Raw genomic sequence first — 12,509 nt, forward strand, 5'->3', positions numbered from 1 at the left:
TAAGCTCAGCCATTAATATAACGACTTCCGCTATACTTCTTATTTTAAAAATAATTATAATAGCAGATTCCCAGCATAAAGCGTATACTTGGAGTTAGTTTATATTAATAGTAGAGTTCAAATACTATTAGATAAGTAAACTATAGATAAAATTATTAATTAGTCAACCCTCAATTTAAATTTATTTGACATTTTTATAGTTAAGCGTTGTTTTTTTAATTTTTGAATTTTCTTGCCTTGCTCAAATGCTTCCATAGAATAAAGTTGATAATTTGAAGCAGTAATATCAGCAACTTCAAGCAACCCTACCTTAGTCCAAAAACGAATTGTAGAAACGTTTTCTCCTATAGCACTCGCTAATTCTCCGATCTTCATTAATTTTTCAGATTTTCTAATATCTGTTGGCTCTTTCCCTGTTACCGCTTTTAAATAAATATCAAGTGAACGATTAACTGCGTTATAAATAATTTTCTGATATTTTTCTTTTGAACCACCGAGTTGAGCAGTTTCTAAAGAGGTAATATATGGCAATCGTTCTTGAGGTCTTATAATTGCGGGAGGATATTCTTCCATAATTAAGATTAAATTCATTACCTCCTACAGTTAAACCATTTTCAATAATTATAGCAGTCTCTTTGCGAGATAAAGTATTCCCCTCAATAGCATTACTTGTATAGGTTAACTCTACCCTAAACCATTCTTCTAAATTTTTAGCTAATTCAGAACTTAATGGACGTAAGGCATCTAATCTCTTCTTTTTTTTATCTAAAAAATCATATTTCATAAGTAAAGTATAAAGTATTACTTAATGCTTTATACTATTTTTATTTCACTATCAATATTTTTTATTTTTTCTCTGTCATCCCGTGATTTATTCAATAGTACCGGATAGTTATTATTCTATATCATCTCCGCTTAAGGCTTGCTTGTGTAGATAGAAAAAAGTAAAAACAACTTTCAATACTAATAATTTTAGTATTAAAAGCTGGATCCCGTGAATAAATCACGGGATGACAGGAGGGAGAATGATTCACACAGGCAAAGCCTGCTTAGATAGAAGTGTTTAATTTCCTACTCGTTTAGTCCGTGGCAATATTTATATTTCTTACCTGAGCCACAAGGACATAGCTCATTTCTAGATACTTTGCCCCAGCTTGTAGGATTTTTAGGGTCTCTATCCTCTGGGTTAATGCGTGATATGACAGGTCTAAGATCAGTTTCTAAGTTACTACCTGCATTATACTTACTAAATGCCGGATCTTCACGGCTTTCATGCATATTATTTTGCAGCTTTTTATTTTCAAGCGATATATCTTCTTTCTGAATATGCTTTAAGTCAATATGGAAGTGGTAGACTGTTTGAATAAAGAGTTCTTTTAAATTATTAAGCATATGCTCAAATAAGTTAAATGCCTCTCTTTTATATTCGCTCAAAGGATCTTTTTGGGCATAAGCTCTAAGAGATATACCTTGTCTTAAGTGATCTAAGCTATGCAAGTGATCTTTCCAAACTTGATCAAGAGTAGTTAATAAAATATATTTTACAGCATTATGCATTAAGTCAGGACTATAAGCTTCCTCCTTAGACTTATATATACTATCCGCTGTTTGAATAACAATTTTTGTAACTTCTTCTTCTGTTACATCATTTTTGCTTATTAGATTTTGATCAAGCTTTATAGCAAAGGTGCGGTGTAGTTCTACGCTTAAATTCTCTATATCCCAATCTTCTCTATAAGAGCCTGCTGGCATAAAAGTTAGCACTATTTTTTTAGCTAATTCCTCAGTAGTACTACTTAAGAAGTCATAACTATCTTTAGATTTAATAATTTCAGTTCTTTGTTCGTATATTATTTTACGTTGATCATTCATTACATCATCAAAGCGTAATAAATTTTTACGTATTTCATAGTTATGCCCCTCAACTTTTTGCTGAGCTTTCTCAAGTGATCGGCTAATCATTGGGTGATGTATCGCCTCACCATCTTTTAAGCCAAGCGTCCGAAGCACTCCTGAAATACGTTCTGAGGCAAAAATACGCATTAAATCATCATCAAGTGATAGGAAAAATTTAGTATTACCTGGGTCACCTTGTCTGCCCGATCTACCACGCAGCTGATTATCTATCCTACGACTTTCGTGCCGTTCTGTACCTATTACAAATAACCCACCTGCTGCAATTACTTGCTTTTTCTCTTCAGCTATTTGAGCTTTTATCTCATTTACTTTTTCTTTATAAGCAGCATTAGTTAAAGATTTTCTATCTATCTGCTCTATCAGCATTTCAGGATTACCGCCAAGCATAATATCAGTGCCTCGTCCTGCCATATTAGTTGCAATTGTTACTGCTTTAAATCTACCTGCTTGGGCGATAATAAATGCTTCCTGCTCGTGGAATTTAGCATTTAATACTTTATGAGGTATTTTGTTTTTATTTAGAACATTGGAAATTTCTTCCGACTTTTCAATACTTACAGTACCGACAAGCACCGGCTGACCACGATCATGACAATCTTTAATTAGCTTTAAAATAGCATCATATTTTTCTTTTTTGCTTCCATAAATTTCGTCATCAAGATCACGTCTTGTAACTTTATTATGAGTCGGTACTGCTACTACATCAAGATTATATATGTCTTTTAGCTCTGGTGCTTCGGTCATAGCTGTACCAGTCATGCCTGATAATTTAGGGTAATTACGGAAATAATTTTGGAAAGTAATAGATGCAAGCGTTTGGTTTTCATTTTGGATTTTTACGTTTTCTTTTGCTTCTAACGCTTGATGTAGCCCTTCAGAATATCTACGCCCTTCCATTACACGTCCTGTAAACTCATCTATGATCATTACCTTACCATCACGTACTAAATAATCTACATCGATTGTAAACATGTTGTGAGCTCTAAGGGCTTGATTAACGTAATGCACTAAGCTTAAATTTTCAAAGTCATATAAACCAGACTCAGGCTTTATAATATTTGCTTGACTTAAAAGCGATTCTACATGACTAATACCGCTTTCCGTTAAATTGATAGTTTTTAATTTTTCATCTTTTTCAAAATCACTTACATTAAGCATGCGTACAAGCTTATCGACTTTACCATATAATTCTGAATTATCATTAACTGGACCAGAAATAACCAATGGAGTTCTTGCTTCATCTATTAAAATCGAATCTACTTCATCGATAATAGCAAAGTTAAAAGGACGAAGTACTCGCTCCTGCAAGCTATATTTCATATTATCTCTTAGGTAATCAAAGCCAAGCTCGTTATTTGTGGCATATGTAATATCAGAATTATAAGCTTCTCGCTTAGCTTCATCTGGCATACCAGCAACAATACACCCAACTGATAAACCTAAAAAATTATAAATCTTGCCCATGGAAGCGGAATCACGGCTAACAAGATAATCATTAACTGTTACGACATGTACACCTTTCTCAGCTAAAGCGTTTAAATATGCTGGAAGTGTTGCAACTAAGGTCTTACCCTCCCCTGTACGCATTTCGGTAATCATTCCTCTATGTAATACCAAACCACCTATAAGCTGCACATCAAAATGACGCATTCCATATACTCTTCTAGAAGCCTCTCTAACTACCGCAAATGCTTCATATGCTATATCATCTAAAGTAGCACCATTTTTAAGTTTTTTCTTAAATTCTATAGTTTTATTTTTTAATTCTTCATCTGATAATTTTTGAATTGCGGGTTCAAGTGAATTAATTTTTGCAATGTCAGAAAATAGTTTTTTTATCGTACGATCATTTGCCGTACCAAAAATTTTTTTCAATATAGAAAACATCAAAATCCTTAAATATATTTTTGTACATATAAATATAGGCTATTTTATAAAATTATCAATTAGTTATATATTTATTTCAAGCATCCCTGTTGCAGAATAATCCGTAAATAATTATTAATAAATAAATATTATAAAATAGCTGTTGACGGGTATTTATTATTTTTATAGGATTTAAACTTATATTTAACAAATTATGAGTCATAAATAATGAAAAAACTATCAATTGTACTTTTATCCGTTAGTATGCTTTCTAGTATAGCTTTTGCAGATAACTCAGACAGAGTAGTTGCTACTTACACAGGTGGTGAAGTAAGGGAATCACAGATAATGAAAGAATTCAAACCACAACTTAATCTTCCTTCAGGTGAAACTATCAAAAATTTTGACGATTTTCCACCACAGGATCAAGATAAATTGATACGAATTTATGTTAATAATATTTTATTAAAGAAAGAAGTTGAGAAGTCAAACATCACCTCTTCTAAAGAATTCCAAGAAAAGCTTGAAAATGCAAAAAATCAATTAGCTCAAAAAGAATTATTAGAAAATTATGTAAAATCTAATCTTACTGATAAGATGTTTGATGAGGAATATAATAAATATGTAACTAGCTTAAAAGGTAAAGAACAAATAAAAGTTGCTCATATTTTAGTTAAATCTGAAAAAGAAGCTAATGATTTAAAAAATAAATTAAACAAAGGTGCAGATTTTGCTAAACTTGCAGGAGAATCTTCTCTTGATAAAGCTTCAGCTACAAATGGTGGTGTAATCGGTTACATTTTATTAAATCAACCAGGGCAGTTAGTACCTGAGTTTGAAAACAAAGCCTTTGCTTTAAAAGTAAACGAAGTTTCAACACCAGTGAAAACTGACTATGGTTGGCATATCATTAAGGTTCTTGAGAAAAAACCTGTACCTATCCCAACTAAAGAAGAAGCTAAAATGACTATCGATAATGTATTAGCAGCAGAAATACTAAAAAAATATATTAGCGATTTAGAAGCTAAAGCTGATTTAAAAATTATGTTACCTCCAGCTGCAAATAACGAAGCCAAAAAGTAATTATATGTCATCCCGTGGCTTGTCCACGGGATCCAGAAAATAATAAAAAATTTTTAATTTCCTCGCAATGATGCAGTCTAATTTCAAAATAATATATCTTTTAAGTTAAGCAACTATTGACAATCCGGCAAAAAAAAATTATATTCTACAAAATCTAATTTAAGTTAAAAAATTATTAAGCTATGTCTAAAGCAAAAACTGCTTCTAAAAACAACCCAACCGCTAGGGAATCAGCTAAAGTACATTTTTATAAAGGCGAAGAGATTATACCATCAAAATATATTCCTCAACAAGGTTCTTCTTTTTTAGCTGCCGAAATTAAATCTTCTGGAGATTTGGTATTAGGAAATAATGGGCAAGTGCTACCTTGGAACTTAGTCAAAAATTTAGCTTAGTTTGATTTAATTACTTACAAATATAACAATTCCACTTCAGTAACTTATGTAATAAGTCACATATTGGGGGCATAGCTCAGGGGTAGAGCATCTGCTTTGCACGCAGAGGGTCAAGGGTTCGATTCCCTTTGCCTCCACCATTCATCATTTTTTATTATTTCAACAAACACATCGAACGGCGAACACAAGCTATAATCAAGCTTTTCATGTTTTAGCGTTAGGTTAGCAAATACTAAATCTATCAATATTACAATGTGCCGCTGACGACATTGCCCGCGTGGATCATTTTCTCCTGTCATCCCGTGATTTATTCACGGGATCCAGTTAAAAATATTAAAATTATTAGTATTAAAAGTTGTTTTTTTGAATCCCGTGAATAAATCACGGGAGGCATTGCCCGCATGGATCGAATAGCACCCTCGATGTCATCCCGTGGCTTGACCTATAATACCGGACAGTTATTATTATTATAAGTATGTTAAATGGATCCAAGTCATCATTGCGAGGAGCGTAGCGACGTGGCAATCTCATGAGGAAAAACTCCTGAGATTGCTTCGTCAAAACTTATAGTTTTTCCTCGCAATAACGGGGTCTTTTTAATAACTGTCTGGTACTATTGATTTATGAACTAGAGTCAGTTAAAAATACTAATAAATTAGTATTTTTTATTATTTTCTGGATCTAGTTCCCAAACCACGGTAGGCGTTGTTGCGTGGATGTCAAATCGTCATTGCGAGGAGCGTAGCGACGTGGCAATCTCATGAGGGAAAACTCCTGAGATTGCTTAGTCAAAACTTACAGTTTTTCCTCGCAATGACGAGAAAAACTGATCCACGCAACAACGCCTAACCGAGGCGAATACTCAAACGCCGCCGATGAGCTGCTAAGGTGGGTAAAAGCTAAAGGCGGTGTGAAGCTGCAAGGCTTGGTGAAACGTCGACAAATGGAGCGGTCATTGTTTTTGAGCGAAGCAACTACAGAAACGGTTATTATTAGCTCTGCCTAAAATACTTTCTATATTTACATCTTAATAAAAATTCTTAAATATTCTGTTATAATTGTAAGTGGTAATTGTTACTAGTTATTAAAACTTTCTATTATTTCCCTTTATTCCTTACTAATACCTATATTTTCCTAGTTACTCTAAGTTATTAATTTGTATCTTTAGTTAAATTTCTATTGCATTCTTAAATCTTTTTATCTAGATTCTTCCCATAGCTCATTTTTAACAAAATATTAAAAATTATAGAATTTGATAAGGATATAAGTATGTTTAAAGGACAGTTTCAAACTCCACAAGAAGTATCAGCAGCAAAAACCTCACATGAAAAGTTAATAGAATTTCTAGAAAAAAGAGGATTAAAGCAAAAAGCAGATAACTTAAGAAATCATGGTACTATGCTTAATCTTCATAAGAACCAAATAGACGATTCTGGAGCAAAAGAATTAGCTGCTGCCCTTAAAGCTAATAACCATTTAACTATGCTGTTCCTTGGAGGAAACAAAATAGGCAACACTGGAGCAAAGTTCATCGCTGAAGCACTTAAAGGTAATAACTCTTTAACTGAACTTTATTTTTCAAATAACAATATAAGCAATAGCGGGGCAAAGTTTATCGCTGAAGCACTTAAAGATAATGACTCTCTAACTCATCTTGACCTTTCAGGAAACAATATAAGTAAGACAATATTAGAAACAATTAATGAATATTTACAAAGAAATAAAACTATAGCAGAGAAAAAAGCACAGAACTTAAATACAGAAAAGGAGGTAGAAAAGAAATATGAGGAACAGCAAAAACAAATACTTTCAAAAAATAACGAACTTGCTGAAACAGTAAATAAATTTTTTCATGATCCTACCTCTGTCAGTCTTTGTTATCAAATAATAACAGATGATTTTGCTAAATTGGTTGCAGATAAATTAAAAGTTATCAAGACAATTACCGCTATCGATTTTATGGGCAGCACTATAAGTGACCAAAGTATAAAAATTATTACTGAAGCTCTAAAAGCAAGTACACAACTAAAGAAACTTGATTTTAGCGGGTGTGATTTAGGTAATCAAAAAATATCAGTATTAGCCGAAGTTTTACAACTTAAGACTCTTACGCATCTTTGCCTTAATGCGAATTATATAGGGACTGTAGGAATAAACGCAATTATTGAAGCTTTAAAAGAAAGTACTACTATTATGCGTATAGATTTAGAACAAAATAATATGGATCAACAAAGTCAAATTATAATTGAGAAATATTTACAGAGAAATAAGAATTTATTGGAAGAACATAGTAATTTTCAAAAGTTAGTAGATAAGTTAAATGATAAAATAGCTAATAATGCTAACATAAAAGATAAATCTATAATAGAAGATACTATAAAATACATAATACAAAAAACTCCTCTCCTTATTAGGACAATCGACCGAGACCAAATAATAACTGATATACACAAGCTTTTAAATAATAAGTTTACAGCGTCAAAATTTATGGGCATAAAAGAAGAGCTTGAGGAATTAATAGAACAACAAAATATAAATGATGATACTAATGTCCTTGGAGCAGATAGTATGTTTGGCTGAAAAACGGACAAGGACAATTTGTCCCCTTAAATTCATCCTGCTTGTAAATTTTGTTGCATAAAAAAAGCTTCATTTATATACTGTTTTTTATCCGTGGTGGTTAGCAAATCGTACTACTTGCCTCCACCACACTAAAGTTTATTTACTTTAATCTGTTCTTTCTTAACAAATGAATGATAATTTTTCTAAATCTTTAATACAAATCTCATGAAATTATCCGATTTTGACTTTGACTTACCTTTAGAGCTAATCGTTCAAAACCCAGTAAGCAAACGTGATGAGTCAAATTTATTAATTGCTTCTACACAGCAATATGTCAAGACCAAATTTTACAATATTATTGATTATTTAAAAGAAGGGGATCTATTAGTTTTTAATAACAGTAAAGTGATCAAAGCCAAGTTAAATTTAGACAAAAACATCACCATAAACTTAAATCAAAAACTTAAGGATATAGTGACGAACGACGATCTAGGCAAACTTAAATCAATCGACTATTGGTCAGCTTTTGCAAAACCTGCACGTAAGCTAAAGATAGGCGATGAGTTTTATTTTGATGATCATAAAATAATTATCACCGAAAAGCTCGAAATGGGTGAGATTAAAATTAAATTTGAACTTGCTAATATTTCGGTGTTTGAGTTTTTAGATAAATATGGTGAAATGCCATTACCACTTTATATTAAGAGACCATTTCAAAAATCGCTAGCTCAACGTCATTGCGAGGAAAGACACAGTCCTGACACGGCAATCTCGTTACAAAATCCTGAGATTGCCACGGCGTCCCAAAGGATGCCTCGCAATGACAATAAACTCGACGATGAACGTTATCAAACAGTTTATAGCAATATTCAAGGTTCGGTTGCTGCACCAACGGCAGGCTTACATTTCACAAACGATATAATAAATAAGCTTAAAGAAAAAGGGGTGCAAGTGGCGTTTGTAACTCTACATGTCGGAGCAGGAACTTTTATGCCAGTTAAAACCGAGAATATTAACGAGCATAAAATGCATACGGAATATTGCTCTATTACTCCTGAAACCGCTGCAATTATAAATAAGGCTAAACAAGAAAAAAGACGTATTATAGCAGTCGGCACTACAAGCCTTAGAACTCTTGAAAGCTCTGCTATAAATGGCAATTTAAATTCTGGCGAGTTTGAAACCGATATCTTTATAACTCCAGGATTTAAATTTCAAATAGTCGACATGTTGCTTACTAATTTTCATTTCCCAAAATCTACTTTATTTATGCTAGTTTGTGCTTTTGCTGGCTTTAAAGAAATGCACGAACTATATAAATACGCCATAAAAGAACAAATGCGTTTTTTTAGCTACGGCGATGCAACACTTTTGTACAGAAAAGTATAAATTTAAATATATCCTAAAAACTTCTTGATTAGAATTTGGATGAAGTAAAAGAATATCACAGCAGCACAGCAGATCATGATACTTATTTGCATAAGCTGCGGAAGCTGTTTTGCTATATTTGAGGTTTCAGTCGAAGAAGGTTTGTAAATAAATCCTAATATTTTGATAAGATACAGGCTTGAGAATATACTACTAATTATTATAACAGCCATCACGATAAACTGATTCTGTTCGGCTGCTGCCAATAAAATTGAGAATTTACTTATGAAGCCGCTTAATATCGGAATACCGATTAGTGATAATGACGATATTAATATCATAAAAGAAATCAATGGGAATTCTTTTGAAGTACCTGCTAAATCCTGCACTTGATTGGCTTTCTTTAGGCTATAAATACTCCCCATACTATAAAATAAACAAATCTTTGTAAAAGAATGCGATACTAAATGTAGAGTTGCAACGGCTAAGGACTTAGGCGTTAGCATAAAAGCACTAAGCAATGCTATACTTAATTGATTCATAGTGGAATAAGCAAGTATTTTCTTAATATTATCCGTTCCAAAAGCTTTAAATGTACTATAAAAAATGCTGACTATCGGAATAAAAATCAGCCAGTTAAATGCTTCAAATATTTCTTGTAAGTATGATAAGCCAAATATATATACTAAAATTTTATAAATACAAAATAAGCCGGTTTTTACTACTATCACTGCATGCAGTAAACTACTGACAGGATAATGTGCAACCATTGCTGCGGGAAGCCATGTATGTACTGGAAAAATCGCTGTCTTTGCAATACCGAAAATAAACATTAGCAATAAAAGAATAGACTGATTTTTAGAAAAATGCTCTAGCATTAGCCCTTTACTTCCGAAATCCCCATTACCGATTTTAGCATAAATGATTATAATAGCCGGCAAAAATAACATAATTCCGGTGATCATCAAAATTTTTAAATATTTATATAATCCCGTAAGCACTATGTTATTTTTAGTATGCCCTATTAAAAAAGCCGTAGAAATTGTTAAAAGCTCATAACAAATAAACATCGTAAATAAATTGCTAGATAGGGCAATTAAAACGCCGATAAGAATAGTTAGATTAAAGAAGAATAAAAACCTTGAAGAGTTTTCTATATTATTAATAGCAAGATATTTCGGAGTATAAAGCAGCGAACAAATCCATAAAAAGCTAATCAAACTTAAGAAGATCAGCCCTAAAGGTTCGAGATGAAAACCTATAAAATAATTACCGAATATATGGAACTTAAACCCTGCTCTTACGCCTTTTAAAAATATCCAATCAATAATTAGAATATTACTAAAGAAAAAAATCCCGATAGCAATAAGTAAAAAATTACGTGTAAAACTATCTTCTTTAGTCACAAACGGACTAGTTAAATTCAGCATACCAACTAGTAAAGTTGATAGAATCAAAAGATTCGGAGTGGTAAATTGTGCTAGCATGTTATTATGTTTTTATTAGTTATCAACACCATTGCGAGGAGTGGCAAAGCCACGACGCAGCAATCTCAGGATTTTATTGTGTCATCTAGTTAGCTTTTTCGGCGTTGTTACGTACCTCGAAAAGCATCCTCAGTGTCATCCCGTGGCGGCATTGCCTGCGTGGATCGGTTTTTCCGTCTAAGCTAAGGAAATTACGAAGTAATTGACGAAGCAATCCAGCTAAAAAATGCTAATTTATAGTATTTTTTATTATTTTTTCTAGATTGCCACGCTCATTTCATTCGCGTAGCTCAGACGACTTTCGATCCACGCAACAATGTCTCCCGCGGCTTGACCACGGGATGACACCGAAGATACCTCTCGGCTTATACAAGTAATAACATCAAAAGCTTTTTCTTTTCTTAAGTTGATTCTTGCTTTTGCAAAAATAAAAGTTTCACCATTTTATAGTGATAGAATAATGATCCTACCGAGCTTAGTAAAATTATTATAAAATCTAATAATAGATTTTGCTTTAAAAATAATTCTAGAATACTTACCTTAACAAAAAATAATGGGCTAATTGGCAAGCCGCTGCTACAAATTACAGCTATTATTACTAAAACTTGGTTCGGTTTTTTCGAATATGCTTCTTTATAAGCAGCAATTAGAAAAAGAGCTATTTTATTTATGCTATCTATAATCAATAAGCATGGCAAAATTTTCATACCGCTATCGGTAACATATAACAAAAATACATAGCCTATTTGAGTAATACACGAATATACTATAATTTTCTTAAAACTCTCAGACTTATAAGCAAAATACGGGACTATAATAAGCGTCAATAAAGCAATAGGTCTTATAAAATTGTTAATTGCTAGTTTAATCGTTTCATAATTTATAATGAGATAGGTAAATTTATATATTATATATACACCTATTATAGTCGAAATTTCTGCCAAATATACTAGAATCACTGAAGCGGTGCTGCTATAAGCTCTCATCATCCAAAAATGCATAGGGAAAAAAGCAGTTTTTAAAATAACCCCTATTAAGAAAAATCCTATAGATAAAGTTACAATATTTGAATTAGAATATTTTTGTAAAAATCCAGCTACATCCAACATATTTAAACTACCTGTAATGCTTAGCAGAAAGCCTATGGCTATAAGAATTAAAGTTGCCCCAATACTACCCATTATTAAATAATCAAGAGCACCTATTAAGGATTTATGGTTACCACCGCTAGCTATCAGAACGTAGCTACTAAGTGCTGAAATCTCTATAAATACATATAAATTAAAGAAATCATTAGTACTAACCATTCCTAAATAACCCATATGAGCAAACAGTAATATGGCGTAAAATAAAGTTCTTCTACTAATGTTAATATATTTTAGGATAGTTTGGTTAGTGATATTGTAGCAAAAAATTAGAAAGAATAATAAAACCGAATTAAGGTAAATAATAATAGCTTGATTCAAAGAGTTTAAATAATACTCAATCCCGATAGAGGAAGCCCATCCTCCCATCACATAAGAAATTTCAGTATTTTTTACAATAAAATACCCGTAAATACTAATTATAAAACTTGTTAAAACACAGCAGATAGTAATGATTCGAGTTAATAAAATAAAACGAAAAAATATTGTCGCAAGTAATGCCCCTGCAAATGGGAATAAAATCTGTAAGATTGGGAAATGGTTGGCTAGGATCATGGGTTTTTATTCAAATCGGTGTCATCCTGTGGCTTGTCCACGGTAGTAAGTAAAAACAACTTTTGATACTAATAATTTTAGTACTTTAAGCTGGATCCCGCGATCAAGTCGCGGGATGACAGGTGGTTACA

10 protein-coding genes, 1 tRNA gene and 1 pseudogene are annotated in these 12,509 nt (G+C 32.3%); 7 read left to right on the top strand and 5 right to left on the bottom strand.

The window, feature by feature from the left end:
* Nucleotides 1-159: 159 nt before the first annotated feature.
* Both AAGD49_RS05365 and secA read right to left on the bottom strand, forming a co-directional pair.
* Entirely contained in the window at nt 160-591 is a 432-nt protein-coding gene (locus AAGD49_RS05365; RefSeq protein WP_341788250.1) for a MerR family transcriptional regulator, read from the bottom strand.
* 480 nt (nt 592-1,071) lie between these two features.
* Nucleotides 1,072-3,804 (bottom strand): preprotein translocase subunit SecA, encoded by a 2,733-nt coding sequence (gene secA / locus AAGD49_RS05370; RefSeq protein WP_341788251.1) that lies wholly within the window; start codon nt 3,802-3,804, stop codon nt 1,072-1,074.
* A gap of 207 nt (nt 3,805-4,011) precedes the next feature.
* Between secA and AAGD49_RS05375 the strand changes: the two genes are divergently transcribed.
* The 3 genes from AAGD49_RS05375 to AAGD49_RS05385 all read left to right on the top strand — a co-directional run bounded on the left by AAGD49_RS05375 (nt 4,012) and on the right by AAGD49_RS05385 (nt 5,401).
* Nucleotides 4,012-4,866, top strand: a complete 855-nt coding sequence (locus AAGD49_RS05375) for a peptidylprolyl isomerase (protein ID WP_341788252.1) — start codon at nt 4,012-4,014, stop codon at nt 4,864-4,866.
* A 182-nt stretch (nt 4,867-5,048) separates the two neighbouring features.
* On the top strand, nt 5,049-5,261 hold the full coding sequence (locus AAGD49_RS05380; RefSeq protein ID WP_011477565.1) for a hypothetical protein: 213 nt from the start codon (nt 5,049-5,051) through the stop codon (nt 5,259-5,261).
* 65 nt (nt 5,262-5,326) lie between these two features.
* A tRNA-Ala gene (locus AAGD49_RS05385) sits at nt 5,327-5,401 on the top strand.
* Here AAGD49_RS05385 and AAGD49_RS05390 read toward each other — a convergent pair.
* On the bottom strand, nt 5,372-5,560 hold the full coding sequence (locus tag AAGD49_RS05390) for a hypothetical protein (RefSeq protein ID WP_341788253.1): 189 nt from the start codon (nt 5,558-5,560) through the stop codon (nt 5,372-5,374). The two genes, AAGD49_RS05385 and AAGD49_RS05390, sit on opposite strands and share 30 nt — an antisense overlap.
* 405 nt (nt 5,561-5,965) lie before the next feature.
* Here AAGD49_RS05390 and AAGD49_RS07590 point away from each other — a divergent pair.
* The 4 genes and pseudogenes from AAGD49_RS07590 to queA all read left to right on the top strand — a co-directional run.
* Nucleotides 5,966-6,092, top strand: a pseudogene (locus AAGD49_RS07590) (polysaccharide polymerase); the annotation flags it as partial.
* Between the two features lie 49 nt (nt 6,093-6,141).
* Nucleotides 6,142-6,267 (top strand): lysozyme, encoded by a 126-nt coding sequence (locus AAGD49_RS07595; RefSeq protein WP_410525918.1) that lies wholly within the window; start codon nt 6,142-6,144, stop codon nt 6,265-6,267.
* Nucleotides 6,268-6,530: 263 nt separating this feature from the next.
* Nucleotides 6,531-7,841 carry a ribonuclease inhibitor gene (locus tag AAGD49_RS05395; protein ID WP_341788254.1) on the top strand — a complete coding sequence of 437 codons (1,311 nt, stop codon included), beginning with the start codon at nt 6,531-6,533 and terminating at the stop codon, nt 7,839-7,841.
* Nucleotides 7,842-8,048: 207 nt separating this feature from the next.
* Nucleotides 8,049-9,212, top strand: coding sequence for a tRNA preQ1(34) S-adenosylmethionine ribosyltransferase-isomerase QueA (gene queA / locus AAGD49_RS05400; protein ID WP_341788255.1), 1,164 nt, complete (start codon nt 8,049-8,051; stop codon nt 9,210-9,212).
* 2 nt (nt 9,213-9,214) lie between these two features.
* Here queA and AAGD49_RS05405 read toward each other — a convergent pair whose 3' ends face one another.
* A complete protein-coding gene (locus AAGD49_RS05405) occupies nt 9,215-10,678 on the bottom strand; it encodes a proton-conducting transporter membrane subunit (protein WP_341788256.1) in 1,464 nt (487 codons plus the stop codon).
* A 401-nt stretch (nt 10,679-11,079) separates the two neighbouring features.
* A complete protein-coding gene (locus AAGD49_RS05410; protein ID WP_341788257.1) occupies nt 11,080-12,378 on the bottom strand; it encodes a proton-conducting transporter membrane subunit in 1,299 nt (432 codons plus the stop codon).
* Nucleotides 12,379-12,509 lie beyond the last annotated feature (131 nt).

The sequence above is a fragment of the Rickettsia endosymbiont of Lasioglossum villosulum genome (genome assembly GCF_964026455.1).
Taxonomy (GTDB): domain Bacteria; phylum Pseudomonadota; class Alphaproteobacteria; order Rickettsiales; family Rickettsiaceae; genus Rickettsia.

Bases quoted from the DNA above. Each gene is read 5' to 3' on its own strand.
- AAGD49_RS05365 (WP_341788250.1), bottom strand. From the start codon at position 591: ATGAATTTAATCTTAATTATGGAAGAATATCCTCCCGCAATTATAAGA.
- secA (WP_341788251.1), bottom strand. From the start codon at position 3,804: ATGTTTTCTATATTGAAAAAAATTTTTGGTACGGCAAATGATCGTACG.
- AAGD49_RS05375 (WP_341788252.1), top strand. From the start codon at position 4,012: ATGAAAAAACTATCAATTGTACTTTTATCCGTTAGTATGCTTTCTAGT.
- AAGD49_RS05380 (WP_011477565.1), top strand. From the start codon at position 5,049: ATGTCTAAAGCAAAAACTGCTTCTAAAAACAACCCAACCGCTAGGGAA.
- AAGD49_RS05390 (WP_341788253.1), bottom strand. From the start codon at position 5,560: ATGACAGGAGAAAATGATCCACGCGGGCAATGTCGTCAGCGGCACATT.
- AAGD49_RS05395 (WP_341788254.1), top strand. From the start codon at position 6,531: ATGTTTAAAGGACAGTTTCAAACTCCACAAGAAGTATCAGCAGCAAAA.
- queA (WP_341788255.1), top strand. From the start codon at position 8,049: ATGAAATTATCCGATTTTGACTTTGACTTACCTTTAGAGCTAATCGTT.
- AAGD49_RS05405 (WP_341788256.1), bottom strand. From the start codon at position 10,678: ATGCTAGCACAATTTACCACTCCGAATCTTTTGATTCTATCAACTTTA.
- AAGD49_RS05410 (WP_341788257.1), bottom strand. From the start codon at position 12,378: ATGATCCTAGCCAACCATTTCCCAATCTTACAGATTTTATTCCCATTT.